17 protein-coding genes are annotated in these 22,262 nt (G+C 51.2%); 11 read left to right on the forward strand and 6 right to left on the reverse strand.

The window, feature by feature from the left end; translation table 11 throughout:
* Positions 1-271 precede the first annotated feature (271 nt).
* Positions 272-2,446, reverse strand: a complete 2,175-nt coding sequence (locus tag HMPREF3178_RS21210; protein WP_029496862.1) for an extracellular solute-binding protein — start codon at positions 2,444-2,446, stop codon at positions 272-274.
* A 333-nt stretch (positions 2,447-2,779) separates the two neighbouring features.
* Here HMPREF3178_RS21210 and HMPREF3178_RS21215 point away from each other — a divergent pair, with 333 nt between their 5' ends.
* Genes HMPREF3178_RS21215 through HMPREF3178_RS21225 form a run of 3 tightly spaced genes read left to right on the forward strand, consistent with a single transcriptional unit; the run spans position 2,780 to position 5,597 of the window.
* The gene (locus HMPREF3178_RS21215; RefSeq protein ID WP_004099819.1) at positions 2,780-3,604 is read left to right on the forward strand and encodes an MBL fold metallo-hydrolase; all 825 of its coding nucleotides are present in this window, start codon (positions 2,780-2,782) and stop codon (positions 3,602-3,604) included.
* Positions 3,605-3,616: 12 nt separating this feature from the next.
* Positions 3,617-4,852, forward strand: a complete 1,236-nt coding sequence (locus tag HMPREF3178_RS21220) for an MFS transporter (protein ID WP_004099821.1) — start codon at positions 3,617-3,619, stop codon at positions 4,850-4,852.
* A 31-nt stretch (positions 4,853-4,883) separates the two neighbouring features.
* Positions 4,884-5,597 carry an MgtC/SapB family protein gene (locus tag HMPREF3178_RS21225; RefSeq protein WP_004099822.1) on the forward strand — a complete coding sequence of 238 codons (714 nt, stop codon included), beginning with the start codon at positions 4,884-4,886 and terminating at the stop codon, positions 5,595-5,597.
* A 363-nt stretch (positions 5,598-5,960) separates the two neighbouring features.
* On the opposite strand, the gene HMPREF3178_RS30315 is transcribed toward HMPREF3178_RS21225, so the two are convergent.
* Positions 5,961-6,281, reverse strand: coding sequence for a hypothetical protein (locus tag HMPREF3178_RS30315; RefSeq protein ID WP_004099830.1), 321 nt, complete (start codon positions 6,279-6,281; stop codon positions 5,961-5,963).
* Between the two features lie 639 nt (positions 6,282-6,920).
* On the opposite strand from HMPREF3178_RS30315, the gene HMPREF3178_RS21230 reads away from it, so the two are divergent.
* Positions 6,921-7,694 carry a winged helix-turn-helix domain-containing protein gene (locus HMPREF3178_RS21230; protein ID WP_017146446.1) on the forward strand — a complete coding sequence of 258 codons (774 nt, stop codon included), beginning with the start codon at positions 6,921-6,923 and terminating at the stop codon, positions 7,692-7,694.
* Positions 7,687-8,178, forward strand: a complete 492-nt coding sequence (locus tag HMPREF3178_RS21235; protein WP_017146445.1) for a hypothetical protein — start codon at positions 7,687-7,689, stop codon at positions 8,176-8,178. Before HMPREF3178_RS21230 ends, HMPREF3178_RS21235 begins: the two co-directional genes overlap by 8 nt.
* A 66-nt stretch (positions 8,179-8,244) precedes the next feature.
* On the opposite strand, the gene HMPREF3178_RS21240 is transcribed toward HMPREF3178_RS21235, so the two are convergent.
* The 3 genes from HMPREF3178_RS21240 to HMPREF3178_RS21250 all read right to left on the reverse strand — a co-directional run bounded on the left by HMPREF3178_RS21240 (position 8,245) and on the right by HMPREF3178_RS21250 (position 11,786).
* Positions 8,245-10,221, reverse strand: coding sequence for a glycosyl hydrolase family 28 protein (locus HMPREF3178_RS21240; RefSeq protein ID WP_017146444.1), 1,977 nt, complete (start codon positions 10,219-10,221; stop codon positions 8,245-8,247).
* A gap of 185 nt (positions 10,222-10,406) precedes the next feature.
* Complete coding sequence (locus HMPREF3178_RS21245) at positions 10,407-11,234, reverse strand: MBL fold metallo-hydrolase (RefSeq protein ID WP_017146443.1); 828 nt, start codon at positions 11,232-11,234, stop codon at positions 10,407-10,409.
* A gap of 9 nt (positions 11,235-11,243) precedes the next feature.
* Positions 11,244-11,786, reverse strand: coding sequence for a hypothetical protein (locus tag HMPREF3178_RS21250; protein WP_004099838.1), 543 nt, complete (start codon positions 11,784-11,786; stop codon positions 11,244-11,246).
* Positions 11,787-11,923: 137 nt separating this feature from the next.
* Here HMPREF3178_RS21250 and HMPREF3178_RS21255 point away from each other — a divergent pair, with 137 nt between their 5' ends.
* Complete coding sequence (locus HMPREF3178_RS21255) at positions 11,924-12,799, forward strand: LysR substrate-binding domain-containing protein (protein ID WP_004099840.1); 876 nt, start codon at positions 11,924-11,926, stop codon at positions 12,797-12,799.
* A gap of 26 nt (positions 12,800-12,825) precedes the next feature.
* Here HMPREF3178_RS21255 and HMPREF3178_RS21260 read toward each other — a convergent pair whose 3' ends face one another.
* Entirely contained in the window at positions 12,826-13,692 is an 867-nt protein-coding gene (locus HMPREF3178_RS21260; protein WP_004099841.1) for a GNAT family N-acetyltransferase, read from the reverse strand.
* Between the two features lie 355 nt (positions 13,693-14,047).
* On the opposite strand from HMPREF3178_RS21260, the gene cadC reads away from it, so the two are divergent.
* The 5 genes from cadC to lysS form a co-directional block, all read left to right on the forward strand.
* A complete protein-coding gene (gene cadC, locus HMPREF3178_RS21265; protein ID WP_016808755.1) occupies positions 14,048-15,580 on the forward strand; it encodes a lysine decarboxylation/transport transcriptional activator CadC in 1,533 nt (510 codons plus the stop codon).
* Positions 15,581-15,944: 364 nt separating this feature from the next.
* Positions 15,945-17,282: a cadaverine/lysine antiporter gene (gene cadB / locus HMPREF3178_RS21270; protein ID WP_004099844.1), complete on the forward strand. Its 1,338-nt coding sequence runs from the start codon at positions 15,945-15,947 to the stop codon at positions 17,280-17,282.
* Positions 17,283-17,363: 81 nt separating this feature from the next.
* Positions 17,364-19,511 (forward strand): lysine decarboxylase CadA, encoded by a 2,148-nt coding sequence (cadA, locus tag HMPREF3178_RS21275; RefSeq protein ID WP_004099846.1) that lies wholly within the window; start codon positions 17,364-17,366, stop codon positions 19,509-19,511.
* 60 nt (positions 19,512-19,571) lie between these two features.
* The gene (dtpD, locus tag HMPREF3178_RS21280) at positions 19,572-21,047 is read left to right on the forward strand and encodes a dipeptide permease DtpD (protein WP_004099848.1); all 1,476 of its coding nucleotides are present in this window, start codon (positions 19,572-19,574) and stop codon (positions 21,045-21,047) included.
* A gap of 374 nt (positions 21,048-21,421) precedes the next feature.
* On the forward strand, positions 21,422-22,262 hold an 841-nt coding region (lysS, locus tag HMPREF3178_RS31855), incomplete at its 3' end, for a lysine--tRNA ligase (RefSeq protein WP_228705144.1).

Here is a 22,262-nt window from a genome sequence, read left to right on the forward strand (position 1 = left end):
TGTAAAGAAGCGAATCCCTGCTTTTGAATGATATTAGTAGAGGCTGATGACATGACGTTAATGGCGCATTCTACTCAATCGCCGTGTTAAAAAATATCAATAACTGGATGTCGCGCCTGCGCTGCAGAGAGAGCATCCTGGAAGTGGATTGACACGCTATCCATGCGGTTGCGCTTCGTCTCGGGCGCAGCCGCAGCTAAAACAGCATTTTGCCAGGACACCGGGGCACGCCTGAAGAAAAACGGTGAATGGCACGCTCGCTTTCCTGGCCTCAGGCGCCGGTTTCATTTTTTATTCGCCTGTTAATGTATTCCACGGCCTGAGAGACATCCATAATCCCATTTATCGCGTTCGTCACGCCCTGGCCGATAATAATTTCTGCCTGGCGCAGGTTGAAAGGCTTACCCTGCGTACCCTGCGACTCTCTTATCCCGACCATGCCCTTTTCATTCAATAAATTAAACCATGGATAGAGGTTAAGGACGTTCTGATCGTGACAAACCCCTGACCAGGCGCAGTTTCCTCCGAGCAGAACCAGATGACGCGCAATTTCATCGGAATAAAGCCAGTGGAAGAACTGCTCAACCTGTTTTTCCTTTTTGCTGTAGCGGGACATCCCAATGGATCCCCCTCCCAACTGTGGAAGCTGTCCCGGGACTGAAGCATAGCCGATAGTGGGGGCGATAGGGCTATGCGCGACGTCATTGAACAAATTGAGATACATGATCAACATGGCGAGGTTGCCGCGCTCAAACTGCTTAACGGCGTCACTCCACCATTCTCCTGAGAGATTCACGGCGACGGAGAGCTGTTGCAGGTACTGTTCAAGCGCCGTAGCGGCAAGCGAAGTCTCCAGTTGAACCGGTTCGCCTTCGCGAACCAGACGTCCGCCGAGCGCGTAGTAACGCAGCAGATATTCCGTGGCGATAAGCCCTGAGCTGCCTAAGGTCACCGCCGTGCCCATCGGGCGCAGTCTGTTATCCGGCTGATGCTGGCGGCTGAAGAAAGCCGCTAACTCATCAAATTGCGCAAAGTTTTCGGGTAGCGTTAACTCTTTGCCCGTCGTTTCGTAGAACATCCGTTTTATCGTCGCATCTTCAAAGAGATCGCGTCGGTAAAACAGGAGCTGCATACTGGCATCAAAGGGGATGGCCCACGCGGTGCCATTCACCATGCTGAAGTGCTGTCGAATCTGGTCAGAAAAATGAGTCAGCAGCTGCGGCAGCGCAGGGGAAATCGACTCCAGCGGCAATAACGCTTTTTCTGCAAACCAGGGAAAACAGGCCATATCGATGCGCAGGAGATCGTAATAGGGATGCAGATGAAGATGGGAAAGAATTTCAAACACTTCATCATAAGGATAAACCGCAAGATTTACCTTGATACCGGTCTGACGATAAAAGTGAGGTAACAGTTTTTTCAGCGCATCGGTTGAGGGGCTGGGCAAAATTAACATATTCAGCGTCGCCTCGGTCTCAGGCGGCTGGACGGATTGGCCATCTAATGAAAATCCGCTATTTGTCAGAATTCGATGCGTTACCTGTTTTTTAGGCTGGCGAATATGGGAAGCGATGGCGGTACCCAGGCGACCATAGTCCATCTGGTAGTTTGTGACGCCGTCGAAGGCTGCCGGAAGATTATCACTTAACTGCAGTATCGGCGGACAGGACTGCGCGCTACCAAACCAGGCTGCCTGCGTCACGGCTCGCGTTTTATCACTATCCTGAGTGATGAAAATATCGGGGGGAACGCCGCGGAAAAAATCAAACGCTACGGTGTTAGACTCGCCCGCCTGCGAGGATAAAACGGTGAGCTTAGTCTGCGGGCTGACTGTCCGGCAGGTCTCCTGTATCGCCTGAATAAAACATGCGCTATGAGCATATTCAAGCGGTTCGCAAAAGATACCGATATGGCCCGGCCGCTGTGCGAGCGCTCTTCTCGCAAGGTGTTCACCCGCAGTGACGTAATCGAGGCTGAAATAGTTGTCAGCTCCGGCAGGTTGTCGGTACGCAAAAAGGATCTGTTCCGCGGGCAGCTTGAGCATTTCATAATAAGGTTGGCTATTGCTCAGGCAGCTGACGGTAACAATGGTCTGGTAAGATTTTGCCGCCAGCGTTTGCAGAATCTCCAGTTCCAGGTTGGGCAGATCGTTGGTCAGGTAAAGATCCAGCGGTTCGCTTAATGATGGCTGACACACCTGATGTAAGCCCCGGTAAAGCTGGTAATACTGCTCCGCATTAATGTCTGGCAGCAGCAGCGCCACCCCCTGGCTTTTACTGGCTCTTAACGATTGCGCCTGCGCATTTAACTGATAGCCCACTTCCTTAGCCGCTCGTTGAACCGCTTCAATCTTCTCAACGCTGACATTTCCTCTGCCATTAAGTACGTTCGAGACAGTGCCGTGTGACACACCGGCTATCTTTGCTATGTCTTTGATTGTTGGCATATTTTAATCCTTACCCTCATGCGTTGATGCTAGCACGGCATACCGCTGAAAACTATCGTTGCCGGTGTTATTTGAACGTTACAAAATAATTTTGTGTGATTTATAGACATTAAAAATATTAATCTTTTCCGGCTTGAGACGAGTAACCATGTAGTAAAAATGACAATTTGTTGAAATTTAAGATAAACACAATAAGTTTTTGAAGGGGATCACTTCTGGGGAAAAAGATCGTTGTTCCTGTTAAACGGCAGAATCATAATTGACACGTTCCAATTACGTTTGATTACATTTCTGATGATAAAAACAGCAACCTGTTAGTGATAAGAGGAAATCATGAAGATCCATTTTCTGGGAACGGCAGCGTCTGAAGGGATACCTAACCCGTTTTGCCGCTGCGAGCACTGTCAGCAAGCCCGTATACGTAAGGGAAAAGACATTCGTACACACTCTTCCGCGATTATTGATGATCAACTGTTGATTGACGTCGCGCCGGAATTTAGCCAGCAGCTGCTGCGCGACGACATGGACGCAACTGAAATCAGGTCGCTTCTGTTTACCCATACTCATCCCGATCATTTCAACGTCGGCGATCTTTTCAGCCGAATGGAGGGTTACGGATTTGAGATTACCCATCCGCTGAATATCTTTGGTAACGATCGTGCGATTAACGGTGCGGCAGAGGTTTTGCCGGGCTTTAGCGCAGAGCGCTTTGCCTTTCATTGCCTGGTGCCCTTCGTCACCGTAGAAACCCGTGGTTATCGGATAACTCCGCTGCTGGCTAACCATGCTAAATGGGAGCTTTGTTATACCTGGTTTATCGAAAAAGAGGGCCAGTCAATATTTTACGGTCATGACTCTGGCTGGTTTCCTGAGCTCACCTGGCAGTGGCTGGAAGGCAAAAAAATCGATCTGGCCGTTCTGGAGTGTACTTACGGCTTTAATGGAGAAAATCGTACCAATAACCATATGAGTCTGGAAACGGTGTTCGCTGCCAGAGACAGACTGGCGGAACTGGGCTGCCTGAAGAAAACAAGTCAACTTATCGTCTCGCATATTTCACACAGCGGCGGTCTCCTGCACGATGAGCTAGTAGCAGCATGCGATAAAGAGAACATTCTTGTCGCCTGGGACGGGCTTAACCTGAGCATTAACCAATAAAGGATATGCAATATGGACCTTAATAAAACACCACGCCTGTTAATTATGATGTTCATACAGTACTTTATGCAGGGCGCCTGGAATATGACCATGGGGCTGGTATTAAGTACCTATGGAATGGCGACCATAATCGGCTCATCCTATGCCTTGCTCGGATTAGCGACAATTATTTCACCGTTATTTATTGGTATGGTGGCCGATCGCTTCTTTGCGTCACAAAAGGTCATGGCGATCCTGCACTTAGTCAATGCTGGCGTTCTGCTGTTTGTTCCGCAATTTATTGAAGCGCAAAATACCGGCATGACGCTGACCATGATTTTCCTGGTCGGTCTGCTGTTTTATCCGACAACGGCGCTGGCTAACAGTATCAGTTTCAGCCATATCAATGGGGTTAAATATTTCCCATTCATCCGCGTTTTTGGCACCTTCGGCTTTATGGCAATCGGCTTTATCATTGGTGAAATGGGCTATTCCGGCAACACCGTTACCTGGTATATTGCGGCAGCTTCCGGCGTCGTCCTGGGCTTATATTGCTTCACATTGCCGAATACGCCGCCAAAAGCAAAAGGAAACGCTTTTGTGCTGCGCGATCTGTTATGTCTCGATGCTCTGGCACTCTTCAAAGATCGTAGCTTCAGCGTGCTGATGCTGAGTATCTTTGTCTTAATGATCCCCAAAACCGCATATTCCGCCTATATTCCGGTCTTTTTGAAAGCGCTGGGGTTCGAAAATGCCGCATCAATGATGCAGATCGGGATTGCCTGCGAAGTGATTTTCATGTTCCTGCTTTCGTTCTTCTTACTAAAAGCCGGCTTTAAAATCACGCTGATGCTGGGGGCCGTTTGCTGGATCATCCGCACGCTGTTGTTTGCTCATGCCTCGCTGGATGCCAACATGATGTTTGTGCTGATTGGCCTGATGTTACAGGGATTCTGCTGGGACTTTTTCTTTACCGTCGGCGATATTTATGTTGACCGCAAAGCCGCGCCAGAGATCAAAGCGCAGGCGCAAAGCTTGAGGTTTATCGTCTCCAACGGCGTCGGGCTGCTGTTTGCTTCTACCGTTTGCGGGCAGATTTTTAACAGTACCGTGACAGAGCAAGGGCCGGAAGCGTTACCGCAATGGGAAACATTCTGGTTAGTTTCAGCCGGTGTCGCCGCGGTAGTGAGCGTCTTCTTCCTGATTTTCTTCCGCGACGATCTGTCAAAACGCAAAACGGATCTCGCATTGAAGAAAGCGAACTCCTGATTGATAACGGATCTTTCATTAAGGTAATGATATGAATAATCTGGCCGCCACGATCGTCGATCACGGATGGTTTCCGTTATTGACCATCGTCAAAATCAGCATTGCGTTTATTCTGGGAGGCATCATTGGCCTGGAAAGAGAATCGAAAGGGAAACCTGTCGGATTCAAAACCTGCGTCATTTTGTCTGTCGCCAGCTGTGTGTTAACCATCGTTTCAATACAGTCGGCGGAATACTATGCTGAAATTTCGATGAACATTCGTAGCGATCCGATGCGCCTGGCGGCCCAGATTATCAGCGGCGTCGGTTTTCTGGGGGCGGGAGTGATTCTGCATCGACACGACGATGCTATTTCAGGCCTGACGACGGCGGCCATTGTCTGGGCATCAGCCGGGGTTGGAATTACCTGCGGCGCCGGTTTTTATTTTCATGCTTTTTTCGCCACGGGTTTGTTCTTATTGGCGATAAAATTAAGCCCGTTCATTATATTCCTGCAAACTAAAAATCAGTTCCCCGGAAAAGTGAAAGTACGGGTGGTTCTTGATGAACGAGGGGCCCTTGAAAAGCTGATAAGCCGTATCCATCAGCAAAAAAATATTATCGAGAATATTACGATTAGAGACCTTAAAAAGGGAAAGATTGAGGTTAATTTGAAAATGGTTATTCGCCAGAAAATGACCTTACCTGACTTATACCACGATCTGTCTCATGTTGAGCATGTCTGCGCGCTTGCCCTTGAACATTGATTAGTATAAAAATGTAAATTATGTGGCCGCTGGTTCTCTTTCACGTTGGCGGTACCAATACACCCGATATCGGGTGTATTGGTAAGCGTAATGATAGTGAAAATGAGGAATTAAAATGATTAATGCGCTAATTTAGCGTCAGCCCAGTACGTTACAATTCTCTGATGATGATCTCCTCAAGTTGTTCGATGCTTATCTTCCTGATTTGCTCACATGAGAGAGAGGGTCTGATAAGTCGGAGATGCATACTGTCGTTAACAATTATTATCAATGGTTTCTCATTGCTACTGCGAATAATATCCAGAATCGAACATATTTTCCACATTGTCATTATACCTGTAGTTGATAAAACAAGTTTTTCATTTATATCATACAGCCTTGAGTAAAATGATAGCCTATATCATCGCCGGGATGAGGAGAGGGATTCGTCCTAATATAATATCTACCAGCAACTTGGTTGAGAATTATTCTATCCTTCTTTTCCCATTTATTATTGTTTTGATTTAAAGTAAATAAAGTAGAACCATTAACTAATTGGCTTAATACCCATTGTCTGTTTCTGCAAATGCCTGGTTTAATGACGCCATCGAGTTCGTGATGAATATAAAACTCTACCAGCAGGAAATGACTGTCATTATATTTTGCGCCAGCAACCAGGAATTTGGCCCAACGATAGCTGTACATGATATGCCTCTTATTACTTATTGTTTAATCATTAAATTAAAATCTACATATTATTCGCTTTGAGTGCCAGGAAACTACTTTTTAAAATATATAAGGAGGCAAGGATTACTGCAATGGAAGATTTACTAATCAATAATTATAAACATATCAGGCGTAAGAAATTAATTATCATTTTCTTATAACTATTGTTTTAACTTTAAAAGCGATTTTTGTGCGAGATTTAAAGTTTTTTTAAATAAATTTAATAGGTATCGGGCATGGTTAATTAATGCATGATGTAATTTTTTGTTATAGATTATTTCCAATTCATTCAAAAGTATTGGTTGTTGTTTCATTTGGCGCAAAGAATTTGAAACGGCACACAGAATCCAATTAAATAAAAAATGGTGATAACATTTATTATGTTTTTGTTGTTACTATTGGTTTACTGCTAAAGAGTAGTTTTGTGATGTATGCGCCGTTAGCAGGGATGAGCGGATGTCGAAGAGCGAACATCAGGGCTCCACTGATAAGCTATAAGCCTCTAAAAAGCTGGCACAACGTGTTGACAATACTTCACTTTCTCCGGGATGCTGTAGGGCCCAATAGCTTCTTGCCTTTTATCAGCATACCCTGCTATTCACAGGATGCAGATAACATATGAAGTACTTAATTGAAAGCAAATTGTTTTATAACGCTGAGTCTGGTGAGCTTATTTATATTGATATCGGTGTAACGGAGAAACACCAGTTAACCAAAACGGCTAACCATATTCTGGCTATACTGATGGCGTCACATGGGAAGGTCGTTTCTCGACAAAGTTTCTTAGAGCAAGTCTGGGAATCCCGTGGACACGAGGCATCAAATTCATCTTTAAACCAATATATTAGTATCCTCAGAAAGAAATTATCATTCCTGATAAGAAAAGATAATATTATATTAACAAGCCCCGGCGTTGGTTTTTATCTCTCGAAAGATATCAAGGTCAAACGGTATGATGACTCAAGCCAGGAAGGACCACCTTCAGGAAAATTACGTCAGCAACGATTTCGTTACCTAAAACACGGAGGCGTGGTAGCTTTGATAGCCAGTTTGATTATTGTTTTTTTTGCCAGGTATGAAGTGGCCGCAACATCGATTCTGGCTAAGAGCTCAAATAACCTGGAAGAAATCGGTAAGTGTCAAATAAGATCTTATGTTCAGATCCCTGAAAGTATGCAGGAAAAATTACTTAATATTTTGGTTAGGCACCATCCTGGGTTACTTGAACATTGCCAAAGCAGTCCAGCCCGGTTGATAATATATGCACAAAGAAACGTTTTGCAGGGTAAGTCTGGGGGGATATTTTCATCTTTTTGCCCAATGGATAGTGTAAATAAGAAAATAATTTATTGTAATAACGTTTATGTAAGTCAATGGAGGCAGCATGACTAACAACGTGCTCTACCGTTCCTGCGGTTTATTAGGCTGCGCTATCATTGTTCTGATTATTTATTTGTTGTGCTTATTCAGTAAGAAAAGCAAAATGAAAACATGTGAGGCCAATGTATACTATAATATATCATCCTTAAATGATTCATATACATTTGATGGTCATGTTTTATTTGATATGAATAATAACACTGGTTATGTTTCCTTGTCCGGAAAAATAGTCGATGGCGATGAGACTTACTATCTGTCACAGGACATCAACTTTGACTACATGGCGGTGGGTGAGGGCCGGTATAAATTATTGCCAGGTAAACAAGATACTAATAAATATGGAGATGTTCCTGATGATCTTGTAATGCCACTTTATGATATCATGGGCTTATCCGGGAAATCCCCCATTTTTATCTTTGCTAAAAATCGGGATTATATAGTCTGGGGAACGCTAAATACACCGGTTATGACCTGCGTCTTTACTTTGGATCACTGAGCGACAGATCTCTGTCTAGGCAGAAGCGCTGATAAAACCCGGCGACTGACGCCGCCGGGAACGCCATTACTTTATCGCCCCCTCAAGGATAAGTTTGTCCTTTTCTCCCCGGGTGATGCTCTGCTGATGCAGGCTATCAGCGAGCGTCACGTCATTGACGGCGAAAAACGCCCAGGCCTGCGGCGTATTGGCGAACGTTACCTCATCAAACTGGCTGTCATGCAGGAAGGAGATACTGGTCGCTTTGGTGTTACGGAAACTGACGTTGGAAAAACGCAGATTCTGGTGATAGGCATCGCGAGAATAGGTCAGCCCAAATGATTCTGCCATTTCGGCTACCGTCATGCCGTCAATCAGGATGCTGTGCTTAGCCGAAGTACCATCGACGGTGACGTCCTGCACCTGAACGTCGCGGAACTGAGCGGGCTCGTCGGCAGGGGTCGTATCATTCACGTCGGCGCTGTATTTGATAGTAAAAACGAACGGCTCTTTGGCGATATCTTTCATCGCATTATGGCGGAACAGCACATCCCTTACGCCACCGCCGTAGTAAGGGCGGCTTTTCATGCGCAGGCCGACATCGGTCATATACATGACGTTATCCTCGGCGCGAACTTTTTCGATCCATGCTCCGGTATGGCTACCGGTCACCACGGCGCCGTGGCCTTTACGGAAATAGTTATTAAAGATCCACGCCCCGCTTTGCGGCTGTTGATGAAAAGTTTCCGCGCCTTTACCAAACCCGGCGGCGAAATTGACGCAATCATCCCCGGTATCAAAGAAGTTGTTGAAAACCAGCGCATTCTGGCTATTGCCGAACTCCACGCCGTCGGCGTTATTGCCGTCAAAGGTCTGGTGAACCAGGCCATTGAGCGTGATATTTTTTGACTCCAGCGCCATTACCCCGTGGAACGCGGGGTTGCGGATTGTCAGCCCGGCAAGATAGAGGTTGTGCACGCCGCGCAGAGTCATCAGGCTGGAGCGGCGATTTTTATAGGCGCTATTGCTTTCGATGCCTTCCGCAATAGCCGCTTCGGTCTGATGCTTTGCCAGAATACCGTCTGCGCCAACTTTATTGGCATTACTGGCCCGGTACTGCGGCAGTTCATTGCCCATTTCATCGATAATTGTGGCCTCGCCGCCGCTTTTGACGCCCCGGGTCCAGCCGTTGCCGTCAATCGTACCTTGACCGACGATGCGAATATTGCGAAACGTCCCGGCCGGAGACTCGCCCTTATCGTCCGCTTCCAGCACGTTAATTAATGATGGCGGGCGACGGGGCTGCGGATGATCGCTGTAGGGATAGAGGTAATAGCCTTTTTCCAGCGGATACTGGGCCGGATCGTCTGAACCCAGCAGGGTGGCGTCAGCCGCAATCTCCAGGGTCATATCGCTGTGCAGGAACAGCGCGCCGCTCTTGAATATGCCGCCGGAAATCAGCACTTTGCAGCCCTGAGGATAGTGCGAGACCGTACAGTTATCGATCGCCTGCTGCAGCGCCTGGGTATTCAGCGTGGTGCCATCACCCTTTGCACCAAAGGTTCTGGCTTCGATGACGTGCGGCGTTTTGCGGGTTTGCGCTTTAACCACCGCGCTGTCCGGAGATTCCTGGCCATCGGCGTAGACCGCGCGCACCGTAAAGGCATATTCCGTATCCGGCTGCAGGTGAGTGACCGTAAAGGTACGCAAATCGATTGGCTGCTGCCAGCCGTCGCTGGCAATCCGCTGATAGAAGTTATCAATATAGGGTTTGGCCGGTGAAAAATGGTTTTGATTTTCGCGCGCCAGACCCAGCCGCTCGCCCTGGCGGTAAATCGCGTAGTCCACCACCTGCTGCGTCTCTGATTCCGGCTTTTCCCAAACCAGCACCAGGCTATTTTCATCAGCAGACAGGACGGGAACCATGACGTTCTGCGGCGCGGAGGCGGGCGCTTCCGCCGGGTTATCGCGGTTTACGCCGCTGTCATTACAGCCGCCTGCGAGTCCGGCCAGGGCGATAGTCAGCGCCAGCATAGGGCGTGAAGGTCGGAAGGTATTGCGCATATATTTTCCTTAATGTCATATCTCATGGAAAAACAAAACAATAATTCATTTATAGTGAAATGCTATTTTATATTTGCTTTGGAAAATAAACGCGAGTCAGCTCAATCTTTCAGCAGATGCTAAATAAATGTGGGTTGGATAAGAGAAACGCGGCCAGAAGTAAACCTCACTGGCCAGATTTCCTGTTACTGCGCGGCATAATCGAGACGATAGCCGCAGGAGGTCGGTAGCACATGTGCAAATCCCGAGCCGCCAAGATGCATACCGGCGACGAGCAGGTTTTCGCTTGTGGCCCGGGCGAGGAGCGATTCCCGCGTCGCTCTGGCCTGCGCGGGGTCGCTATCAAAAGCGATGGCAGAGGCGGGCCGGGCGGTCTGAACATGCGGAAAATGGACAATATCCCCCCAAATCAGCAGGCTTTGCGGAGCGGAGTCGATGCGAAACCCGCAATGGCCCGGCGTGTGTCCGGGTAGCCAAAGCGGGCGGATACCCGGGACGACCTCTCTCTCATCGAGAAAGCTGAGGCGGCGGGCCCACGCGCCCAGGGTTCGGCGGGCGAGGGCGAAGTTGCGCTGTCCCCGCTCATTTGCCCGATTCAACATACCGTCATCCTGCCAGTACTCCGCTTCCAGAGGATGCAGATGAAGACGGGCGTTGGGAAAGCATGGCGCGCCGTGAGCATCCAACAGGCCGCCAATGTGATCCGGGTGGCCGTGGGTCAGTAGTACGGTATCGATCTCTTCTGCTCCAACCCCCGCCGCTTGCAAACTCGCGGCAAGCGTGCCGCCTCCTGTACCTGCATCGACCAGAATCGTCCTTCCCTGGCCGCGAATAAGATAGGCATTAATGTCGATATCATCCGGCGCAATGATGCCGGCATGGCGCTGGATTTCCAGAGCATCATCGCTATTGATACCGGAAAGCAGCGTCAGGCTGGCGGCCATACTGCCGTCGCTAAGGGCCATCACCTGAAAGTCGCCAATCTGGCGGGAGATAAAAGCGGGATTGCGCATTATGGCCTCTTAGCGTGCATCAGGTTGAATATCAAGAGAGCTGAGCAGCTGAGCGCCCATGGTCTCGTAGATGCGGTATTTTTCCTGTCCCGCAAGCAGCCTGGCCTCCCGGCGCGGCAGAATGTAGGCCACGCGCTGCGGCGGATTGTTATCCAGCCCGGCAGCGTGCAGTATGGTCGGCGGATACCCCAGTTCTGCGTCAATGAAGTCCAGCGGCGCCGGGCTGAGTAACAGAACCTCATCCTGGGAGACCTGCGGAAATACATCGTCGTACCGATACAGGTTGCGGCGCCAGTCGCAAATATGCGCCTGCCAGCGCGAAAAGTTGCCGCCGCCTTTAAGCCGATACTCTTCGCTGGCGATAACGGCTGCATCGGTAATGGTATGAATCGCCAGATAGAGCGGGCTGCGGGAGGAAAGGGCGCGAAAGCGCTGCGAGGCGCGGAAACCGCCGACGGAAACCAGCGCCGGCAGCTTGTGCTGGCTGTAAAACGTATTCCAGCTGGCTTCGCTTTCCGGATCGGCGTAACTGCACTCAACGATATATAGCATGGGCAAGCCTCTGCATGATTGAAGGGTGATATTGACGTTTAATCATCCTACGTGCTGCACTGAGCCGCCTGAAACGATATTATTTCATCCTTCAATGATCTTTTGTCATCAATGCACCGCGTAAACCGGATACCCGTATGCGAAAAAAACTCCCCAGCAGCGCCTCTCTGCAGGCCTTTGAGGCCGCCGCCAGGCACGGTAATTTTGCCCGCGCGGCGGAAGAACTGTCGCTTACCGAAGGGGCGATAAGTCGGCAAATCGCCCGCCTGGAATCGCTGCTGAATTGCAAACTGTTTGAACGGACGGGAAGCCGGGTGCGGCTGAATCCTAACGGCGCGCGCTATGCGCACCATGTGCGCGAGACGCTGGAGCGGCTGGAACGCGACGCTCAGTATCTGATGGGCGTCGCGGACGGCAGCCGAAGCCTGGAAATCGCCTCCCCCCCGACCTTTGCCAGCCGTTGGTTGATTCCCCGTCTGGGGGATTTTCATCGCCGCTACCCGGACATCATGCTGAACATCGCGGTCAGAACCGAGCCGTTTATTCTTACCGGCAGTGGTTTTGATGCGGCGGTGCACTTTGAGCATCCCGCATGGGCCGGAATGCGCCGGCAATTTCTGTTTGAGGAGCGGCTGGTGCCGGTATGCCATTCTGCGTTGTTCACGGGAGGCGAAGCCTTGAGTCAGTTGAACCTGTTACCGCGCATTCACCGACGGCAAAACCCCGACGCCTGGCCGCGCTATGCTGAAGAGTGTGGGATCGCGCTGGATCATCCGGCGCGGGGCGTGCGCTACGATCTGCATGAGATGGCGATAGCCGCCGCGCTGGCCGGGCAGGGCGTTGCGCTGGTACCGCACGTGTACGTTGAAAAAGAGCTTGAAAACGGGACGCTGGTTGCGCCCTGGCCTTTGGCTCGCAGCCTGAGCAAGCGCTTTTGTCTGGTTAAACCGCTGGAGCCCGGGATCAATGAATCGGCGCTACAGGCGTTTGAACAGTGGCTACTGGCGCAATAAGGCCCGAACGCGGGCCCTGGTCTCGGTCAGGCGTGGGATAAAAGCGGGAACATCAGCTTATGCGCTTTGAAGATATTTTCTTTTTGTCCGTAGATAAACAGAAGATCTTCGCCTTCAATTTTTTCATACTCACCAACCCGGTTCTCTTTGGGAGTAAAGCCCAGCACGGCCTGATAGGTATTTTCATCGGCGAGCTCATTAATAATGGCCGACAAAGAACGGCCGCTGTCGCAAAAAATATCAAAACAGATCAGCGCCGGTCCGTTTTGCATCGCGATGGCGATAGCCTGATTTTTCTCGGAATAAAAGACGAAGTGCTTCATAAACGCGGAACAGTAAAACATCAATAAACCGAAGTTATTCTGTACGCGCAGCTGCGAAAAGGGATTCGATTTTTCATAATACCGCTGTAATAGCGCGACATCCTCCGGCCGATCCATATCGAGCTTGCGGAAGTCGCCCGCCGCCGGCATTACTGGCAGGATAGCCTGATGCTCCTCGGTGCGCTCGAAGCCGAATTTTGGATAAAAATCAACGGTGTTTGGGTTAGCGAACAGAAAGAAAGCATCGGCTTTATCCTGCCAGTCCGCCAGAATGGCATTCACGAGCTGACCGGCGAGGCCCTTATTACGATGATCGACATCGGTCATCACGGTACCGATTTGAATATAGCGGCGGGGTTCATCCTGCCAGACCAGATCGATAATATTGGCGGAGGCGTTAGCAATCACTTTATTGTTGCTGACGAGGGCGTAGGGAATATAGGCGTCGGTCCAGTATCCTTTGCGGTACCACTCTTTAAAGGAGAGATCGAAGGTTTTAATCGCAAGATCAATGAAGCTATTTCTTAAAACGTCATTGTGCACAATTTGCTTATCTAATTTGTAGTTCATCGTCGACATTCCTTTACGCTGCGGGTGAGGCGCTGTTTTTCGGCCATCTGTTCGGCGGTCCGATCTGTGCCGGGCGACCTAAAAATAGCATATCCCCACGGTTGGGCGACGATTGTCGTGCCTAAGCTTTGCTCAGGTCACACATTCGGCGAAAATAAGGTCAAAAAGGGCAGACTTTCGTCTCCTCAAGGAACATCGCGGTGAATCAAAGAAAAGTCTTTAGCAAATGAAAGTTTGTCACGCTTCGAAAACGGAGAAGAATATATTGCGTTCATGGTCATGACCCCTATCATTAATAGGTAGGGGAAATGTGTTATCATCCCGCCTTTCCCTTTTCGTCCTGGGGCTCTTTTTTATGCAACAACCTGTTGTTCGCGTTGGAGAATGGCTGGTTACTCCCTCTGTTAACCAAATTAGCCGCAAGGGGCGTCAGCTAACTCTCGAACCGCGCTTAATCGATCTTCTGGTTTTCTTTGCCCGCCATCCTGATGAAGTACTGAGTCGGGATGAGCTTATCGACAACGTCTGGACCCGCAACGTTGTGACCAGTCACGTCGTCACGCAAAGCGTTTCTGAGCTACGTAAGTCGCTGAAAGATGGCGACGATAGCAGCATGGAATATATCGCTACCGTTCCTAAACGCGGCTATAAGCTAACGGTGCCGGTGATTTGGTGTACGGAAGAGGGGGAGGAACTGACGCCGGTTATTCCTGCAGAAACGCCGACGGTCGCCGTGGACGCGCCATCGGTTTCCCCGCAGCCTGAGGCGGCTGCGCCAGAGATGGCGCCGGTGGCGAAGCCGGAAAAACGTAAGCGGCTGAGTACCTTTATCGTCTGGGGCCTGTTTTTGCTGGCGCTGGCAAGCTGCGTGGCGCTGGTGGCATTATCCACCCTGGAGTCGCGCCCGCCGGTCACAAAAACCCGCATACTGCTCAACCCGCGGGATGTTGATATCCACCTGCTCAGCGGCAATACCTGTAACAACTGGTCATCGCAGCACTCCTATGCCATCGGCCTGGGGAGCCTGATTACCACCTCGCTGAACACGTTCTCCACCTTTATGGTGCATGATAAAACCAACTACAACATCAATGAGCCGAGCAGTTCCGGAAAAACCCTGACCATTGAGTTCGTCAACCAGCGGCACTATCGCGCGCAGCAGTGCTTTATGTCGGTCAAAGTGGTGGATAACGCCGACGGATCGACGATGATGGACAAGCGCTACTTCGTGACCAGCGACAACCAGCTGTCGATTCAAAACGACCTGCTGAGTAGCCTGTCGGACGCGCTTAAGCAGCCATGGCCGGCGCGAATGCAGGAGATGCTTAAGCAGTATCAGCCGTCGCAAAGTATCGCGCTCACGCATTTCTATCAGGCGCATCAGTTATTAATGAACGGAGACGTCGATTCGCTGGGCAAAGCCAGTAGCCTGCTTGCGGATGTGAATAAGCAGTCGCCGGACTTTACCTACGCCTGGGCGGAAAAGGCGCTGGTGGACGTATTACGCCATTCCCAACAGCCGTTAGATGATAAACAACTGGCCGATCTTTACAGCGAAATAACCCGGGTGGGTAATATGCCGGGGATTAAAGATATGGCAATATTTTATCAAATTAAAACGGTAGACATGCTGGGTAAAGGCAAAGTCGATGAAGCCTACAGCGCGATTAATTCCGGGATTGATCTGGAAATGTCGTGGATGAACTATGTGCTGCTGGGCAAAGTGTACGAAATGAAAGGACAGAACCGGGAAGCTGCCGATGCCTATCTGACGGCGTTTAATTTACGGCCGGGAGAGAATACGTTTTACTGGATTGAAAACGCGGTATTCCAGACCTCTGTAACCCGAGTGGTACCGTATCTCGATAATTTCCTCGCTTCAGAATAAGTAAACCCTCATCACGGCCATGGTTTTGGCCGTGATGAGGTTAAAATTATGTTTCTCATGAGCCGCCAGATTGTTATATCTTATAACCAGTCCGGTCCCGCATGTAACACCTTTTCAACACGATTTAGAGTTCACAACTTATTGAAAAATAACTTCATTTATCTTTTCCTGATATCAACATGTCATCCTGATATGTTGCACGAAAAAGGTCAAAATATCATTTGTCTGACGTTTGCAGTTATTTCACTTTATCTTTAGGACTTATCTCGTACTAATCCGTAATCTTGTTGGCAGTTGGTCGGGTCAATAAAAGGTTCATCATCATGATCTGTACCTCCCAAATAAACTTAGGAGAAAAGCAAACATGAGTTCTGCCAAGAAGATCGGGCTATTTGCCTGTACCGGCGTCGTCGCCGGTAATATGATGGGGAGCGGTATCGCATTATTACCTGCAAACCTCGCTAGCATCGGTGGTATTGCCATCTGGGGTTGGGTGATTTCTATTATTGGCGCGATGTCTCTGGCTTATGTTTATGCCCGACTGGCGACCAAGAACCCGCAGCAGGGCGGCCCTATTGCCTACGCCGGTGAAATATCTCCGGCGTTCGGTTTCCAGACCGGTGTGCTTTATTATCACGCCAACTGGATCGGTAATCTGGCAATCGGTATTACCGCCGTCTCTTATTTATCAACGTTCTTCCCAATTTTAAATAACCCGGTGCCGGCAGGTATTGCCTGTATTGCCATCGTATGGATATTCACCTTCGTGAATATGCTCGGCGGGACCTGGGTTAGCCGCTTGACAACCATTGGCCTGGTGCTGGTACTTATTCCGGTAGTTATGACCGCCGTGGTCGGCTGGCACTGGTTTGATGCCGCAACCTATCAGGCAAACTGGAACACCTCCAGCACTACTGACAGTCATGCGGTAATCAAAAGTATTCTGCTCTGCCTGTGGGCCTTTGTCGGGGTGGAATCCGCCGCCGTCAGTACCGGAATGGTGAAAAACCCGAAACGCACCGTGCCGCTGGCTACCATGCTGGGCACTGCGATGGCCGGTATCGTCTACATCGCAGCGACTCAGGTTATTGCGGGTATGTATCCTGCTTCTCAGATGGCCGCATCCGGTGCGCCGTTTGCAGTGAGCGCCTCCACTATTCTCGGCGGCTGGGCTGCGCCGATGGTTTCCGCCTTCACCGCCTTTGCGTGCCTGACTTCGCTCGGTTCGTGGATGATGCTGGTGGGTCAGGCCGGCGTACGTGCCGCCAATGACGGTAACTTCCCGAAAGTGTATGGCGAAGTCGACAGCAACGGGATCCCGAAAAAAGGCCTGCTGCTGGCCGCGGTGAAAATGACCGCGCTGATGGTACTGATTACCCTGATGAACTCTACTGGCGGCAAAGCTTCTGACCTGTTCGGCGAGTTGACCGGTATCGCGGTACTGCTGACTATGCTGCCTTACTTCTACTCCTGCGTTGACCTGATTCGCTTCGAAGGCATCAATGTACGCAACTTCGTCAGCCTGATTTGCTCCGTACTCGGCTGCGCGTTCTGCTTCATCGCCCTGATGGGGGCAAGCTCCTTCGAACTGGCCGGTACCTTTATCGTCAGCCTGATTATCCTGATGTTCTACGGTCGCAAAATGCACCAGCGCCAGAACAACGACAACTCAGCAGATAGCAACACCGCCAGCGCGCATTAATCAGCAACCCTATTCCTGAGGCTCCTTCCATCACCTGTCACGACGTGGCGGGAGGGGCTTTCTTTATCTGGAGATTTGACTATGAACGTTATCGCAATCATGAATCACATGGGTGTCTACTTCAAAGAAGAACCCATCCGTGAACTGCATCGCGCCCTCGAACGCCTGGACTTCCGTATTGTCTACCCGAACGACCGTGAAGACTTATTAAAACTTATCGAAAACAATGCGCGTCTGTGCGGCGTTATCTTCGACTGGGATAAATACAATCTCGAACTGTGCGAAGACATCAGCAAAATGAACGAATATATGCCGCTGTATGCCTTTGCAAATACTTACTCAACGCTGGACGTCAGTCTCAACGATCTGCGGATGCAGGTTCGCTTCTTCGAATATGCGCTGGGCGCCGCGGAAGATATTGCGAATAAAATCAAACAGAATACTGACGAGTATATCGACACCATTCTGCCGCCGCTGACCAAAGCGCTGTTTAAATACGTACGTGAAGGCAAATATACCTTCTGTACGCCAGGCCATATGGGCGGTACCGCGTTCCAGAAAAGCCCGGTCGGCAGCATCTTCTACGATTTCTTTGGTTCCAATACCATGAAATCCGATATCTCCATTTCGGTATCTGAACTTGGTTCTCTGCTGGACCACAGCGGCCCGCACAAAGAAGCGGAAGAGTACATCGCTCGCGTCTTCAACGCGGAACGCAGCTACATGGTGACGAACGGGACCTCTACCGCTAACAAAATCGTCGGGATGTACTCTGCGCCAGCAGGTAGCACCGTACTGATTGACCGTAACTGCCATAAATCGCTGACCCATCTGATGATGATGAGCGACATTACGCCAATCTACTTCCGCCCGACGCGTAACGCCTACGGTATCCTCGGCGGTATTCCGCAGAGCGAATTCCAGCATGCGACCATCGCGAAGCGCGTAAAAGAAACCCCGAACGCGACCTGGCCGGTGCACGCGGTGATCACCAACTCCACCTATGATGGTCTGCTGTACAACACGGACTACATCAAGAAAACCCTGGATGTGAAATCCATCCACTTTGACTCCGCGTGGGTGCCTTACACCAACTTCTCGCCGATTTATGAAGGCAAATGCGGGATGAGCGGCGGCCGCGTTGAAGGCAAAGTGATTTATGAAACCCAGTCCACGCACAAATTGCTGGCGGCGTTCTCTCAGGCTTCGATGATCCACGTCAAAGGCGACGTTAACGAAGAAACCTTTAACGAAGCCTACATGATGCACACCACAACGTCTCCGCACTACGGCGTGGTGGCTTCTACGGAAACCGCGGCGGCGATGATGAAAGGCAACGCCGGTAAGCGCCTGATCGACGGCTCTATCGAACGTTCTATCAAGTTCCGTAAAGAGATCAAACGTCTGAAAGGCGAGTCCGACGGCTGGTTCTTCGACGTCTGGCAGCCAGAACATATCGATGGTCCTGAATGCTGGCCGCTGCGTTCCGACAGCGCATGGCACGGTTTCAAAAACATCGACAACGAGCACATGTATCTCGACCCGATTAAAGTCACCTTGCTGACCCCGGGGATGAAGAAAGACGGCACCATGGATGAGTTCGGTATTCCGGCCAGCATCGTGGCGAAGTATCTCGACGAGCACGGTATCGTGGTCGAAAAAACCGGCCCGTACAACCTGCTGTTCCTGTTCAGTATCGGTATCGATAAAACCAAAGCGCTGAGCCTGCTGCGCGCGCTGACCGATTTCAAACGCGCGTTCGATCTGAACCTGCGGGTGAAAAACATGCTGCCGTCGCTGTATCGTGAAGATCCTGAATTCTACGAAAACATGCGCGTTCAGGAACTGGCGCAGAACATTCACAAATTGATTGAGCATCACAACCTGCCGGACCTGATGTTCCGCGCGTTCGAAGTGCTGCCGACCATGGTGATCACGCCGTACGCCGCGTTCCAGAAAGAGCTGCACGGTCAGACCGAAGAGGTGTATCTCGAAGAGATGGTGGGTCGCGTTAACGCCAACATGATCCTGCCGTATCCTCCGGGAGTGCCGCTGGTCATGCCGGGTGAAATGATCACCGAAGAGAGCCGTCCGGTGCTGGAGTTCCTGCAGATGCTGTGCGAAATCGGCGCCCACTACCCGGGCTTTGAAACCGATATCCACGGCGCCTATCGTCAGGCGGATGGTCGTTACACCGTTAAAGTGCTGAAAGAAGAAAACAACAAATAATCGATGCACAACAGGGAAGTGGCTTGCCACTTCCCTTTTTTCACGCTGCAAGGAGAACATATGAAAACACCCTCACAGCCGCGCGCGATTTATTACATCGTTGCGATCCAAATCTGGGAATATTTCAGCTTTTACGGCATGCGTGCCTTGCTTATCCTCTATCTCACCCATCAGCTCGGCTTTGATGACAGCCATGCCATCAGCCTGTTCAGCGCTTACGCCTCTCTGGTGTACGTCACTCCTATTCTCGGCGGCTGGCTTGCCGACCGCCTGCTCGGCAACCGCACGGCGGTGATTGCCGGCGCGCTGTTAATGACGCTTGGCCACGTAGTGCTGGGCGTCGAATCCACTTCCACCTGGAGCCTGTATCTCGCGCTGGCGATCATTATCTGCGGCTACGGCTTGTTCAAATCCAACATTAGCTGCCTGCTGGGCGAACTCTATGCCGTTGACGATCGGCGCCGCGATGGCGGTTTCTCGCTGCTGTACGCCGCCGGTAACGTCGGCTCCATCGCCGCGCCCATCGCCTGCGGGCTGGCGGCGCAGTGGTACGGCTGGCATATCGGTTTTGCGCTGGCGGGGATCGGCATGTTTGTCGGCCTGATGATCTTCCTCAGCGGTAGCCGCTACTTCCGTGATACCCGCGGTGTCGATAAACAGGCGCTGCGGACGGTGAAGTTTGTGCTGCCGACCTGGGGCTGGCTGGTGGTGATGCTCTGCGTTGCGCCGGTGTTCTTTACGCTGCTGCTGGAAAATAACTGGTCCGGCTATCTGCTGGCGATAGTTTGCGTGTTCGCCGCCCAGATGGTAGCCCGCATTATGGTCAAATCCCCGGAACATCGCCGCGCGCTGTGGCAGATCGTTCTGCTGATGCTGGCCGGTACCCTGTTCTGGGTTCTGGCGCAGCAGGGCGGGAGCTCGATTAGCCTGTTCATCGACCACTTTGTGAACCGCCGCTTGTTGAATATTGAAGTGCCGACCGCGCTCTTCCAGTCGGTTAACGCCGTGGCGGTGATGGCGGCGGGCGTCGTACTGGCGTGGTTGATGCGTCCGGAAGGTTCCGTGCGCTCGGCGCTGCGCGTATGGCTGAAGTTCGCCTTTGGTCTGGTGCTGATGGGCTGCGGCTTTATGCTGCTGGCGCTTAACGCACGCCACGGCGCGGCGCAAGGGCAGGCATCGATGGGCATGATGGTGGCAGGACTGGCGCTGATGGGCTTTGCCGAACTGTTTATTGACCCGGTGGCGATGGCGCAGATCACCCGCCTCAATATGCCCGGCGTTACCGGCATGCTGACCGGCATTTATATGCTGGCGACCGGCGCGGTCGCTAACTGGCTGGCGGGCGTCGTCGCCCAGCAGACCACCGAGTCGCAAATCAGCGATACGGCAATTGCCGCGTATCAGCACTTCTTTGCGCAGATGGGCGAATGGACGCTGGGCTGCGTGGCGATCATTGTCGTCGTCGCCTTCGCCGCCGCGTTCAGCGTTGGCAAACGCCGCGCGGCCGCCGGTGAGCTTCCCGGAGGCGGCGCCTAGCCTTCGGCTGGCGACAGATGCGGCTTTGCGGGAAATCTCCCCCCGGTCGCGCTGCGCTTACCGGGGCGACAAAATTGTGCTGCCTGGTAGCCCGGCTAAGGCGTTTACGCCGCGAGCCGGGGATCGGCAACCTCAACAGCGGAGCGACAAGCCGCTCCTTGCACCCTTTACTGAACAGGAGGAGGATATTCTGGCGAGCGCGGAAGCCGAAGATAAAAAAGTGTTACTGAAGCGATGGCTGAGTGAAATCAGCCGGAATTGAAGCCAGGCTCCTGAAGATTATTCTTTGGTGTCGTCACCGGGACAGGCCGCGCTGGATAGCACCTGGTTCAATTATCGAAGCAAGTTTGCAAGCAGGGTTATGAGGAACCAACATGTCTGAACAACAAGCACAAGGTGCCGATGAGGCAATTGACCTTAATAATGAACTGAAAACCCGTCGTGAAAAACTGGCCGCGCTGCGCGAGCAGGGCGTGGCGTTCCCGAACGATTTTCGCCGTGACCACACTTCTGACCAGCTTCATGCGGAGTTCGATGGTAAGGAAAACGACGAGCTCACCTCTCTGAATGTCGAGGTCTCCGTGGCTGGCCGCATGATGACTCGCCGCATTATGGGTAAAGCCTCTTTCGTTACTTTACAGGACGTCGGCGGCCGCATTCAGCTGTACGTCGCGCGCGACGATCTGGCGGAAGGCGTCTACAACGAACAGTTTAAGAAATGGGATCTCGGCGACATCATCGCCGCCCGCGGTAAGCTGTTTAAAACCCAAACCGGCGAACTCTCCATTCACTGTACCGAGCTGCGCCTGCTGACCAAGGCATTACGCCCGCTGCCGGACAAGTTTCACGGCCTGCAGGATCAGGAAGCGCGCTATCGTCAGCGCTATCTGGATCTGATTTCCAACGAAGAGTCGCGCCACACCTTCAAGGTGCGTTCGCAGATCCTCGCCGCCATGCGTCAGTTCATGGTTGCGCGCGGCTTTATGGAAGTGGAAACCCCGATGATGCAGGTGATCCCCGGCGGCGCTTCCGCGCGTCCGTTTATCACCCATCATAATGCGCTCGATCTGGATATGTATCTGCGCATCGCGCCGGAGCTGTATCTGAAACGGCTGGTGGTCGGCGGCTTTGAACGGGTATTCGAGATCAACCGTAACTTCCGTAACGAAGGTATTTCCGTACGTCATAACCCAGAGTTCACCATGATGGAACTCT

This window comes from Klebsiella sp. HMSC09D12 (assembly GCF_001808475.1).
Taxonomy (GTDB): Bacteria; Pseudomonadota; Gammaproteobacteria; order Enterobacterales; family Enterobacteriaceae; genus Klebsiella; species Klebsiella oxytoca.

What these genes read in the sequence shown, in the direction of transcription:
- HMPREF3178_RS21210 (WP_029496862.1), bottom strand. Translation starts at nt 2,446, where the DNA reads ATGCCAACAATCAAAGACATAGCAAAGATAGCCGGTGTGTCACACGGC.
- HMPREF3178_RS21215 (WP_004099819.1), top strand. Translation starts at nt 2,780, where the DNA reads ATGAAGATCCATTTTCTGGGAACGGCAGCGTCTGAAGGGATACCTAAC.
- HMPREF3178_RS21220 (WP_004099821.1), top strand. Translation starts at nt 3,617, where the DNA reads ATGGACCTTAATAAAACACCACGCCTGTTAATTATGATGTTCATACAG.
- HMPREF3178_RS21225 (WP_004099822.1), top strand. Translation starts at nt 4,884, where the DNA reads ATGAATAATCTGGCCGCCACGATCGTCGATCACGGATGGTTTCCGTTA.
- HMPREF3178_RS30315 (WP_004099830.1), bottom strand. Translation starts at nt 6,281, where the DNA reads ATGTACAGCTATCGTTGGGCCAAATTCCTGGTTGCTGGCGCAAAATAT.
- HMPREF3178_RS21230 (WP_017146446.1), top strand. Translation starts at nt 6,921, where the DNA reads ATGAAGTACTTAATTGAAAGCAAATTGTTTTATAACGCTGAGTCTGGT.
- HMPREF3178_RS21235 (WP_017146445.1), top strand. Translation starts at nt 7,687, where the DNA reads ATGACTAACAACGTGCTCTACCGTTCCTGCGGTTTATTAGGCTGCGCT.
- HMPREF3178_RS21240 (WP_017146444.1), bottom strand. Translation starts at nt 10,221, where the DNA reads ATGCGCAATACCTTCCGACCTTCACGCCCTATGCTGGCGCTGACTATC.
- HMPREF3178_RS21245 (WP_017146443.1), bottom strand. Translation starts at nt 11,234, where the DNA reads ATGCGCAATCCCGCTTTTATCTCCCGCCAGATTGGCGACTTTCAGGTG.
- HMPREF3178_RS21250 (WP_004099838.1), bottom strand. Translation starts at nt 11,786, where the DNA reads ATGCTATATATCGTTGAGTGCAGTTACGCCGATCCGGAAAGCGAAGCC.
- HMPREF3178_RS21255 (WP_004099840.1), top strand. Translation starts at nt 11,924, where the DNA reads ATGCGAAAAAAACTCCCCAGCAGCGCCTCTCTGCAGGCCTTTGAGGCC.
- HMPREF3178_RS21260 (WP_004099841.1), bottom strand. Translation starts at nt 13,692, where the DNA reads ATGAACTACAAATTAGATAAGCAAATTGTGCACAATGACGTTTTAAGA.
- cadC (WP_016808755.1), top strand. Translation starts at nt 14,048, where the DNA reads ATGCAACAACCTGTTGTTCGCGTTGGAGAATGGCTGGTTACTCCCTCT.
- cadB (WP_004099844.1), top strand. Translation starts at nt 15,945, where the DNA reads ATGAGTTCTGCCAAGAAGATCGGGCTATTTGCCTGTACCGGCGTCGTC.
- cadA (WP_004099846.1), top strand. Translation starts at nt 17,364, where the DNA reads ATGAACGTTATCGCAATCATGAATCACATGGGTGTCTACTTCAAAGAA.
- dtpD (WP_004099848.1), top strand. Translation starts at nt 19,572, where the DNA reads ATGAAAACACCCTCACAGCCGCGCGCGATTTATTACATCGTTGCGATC.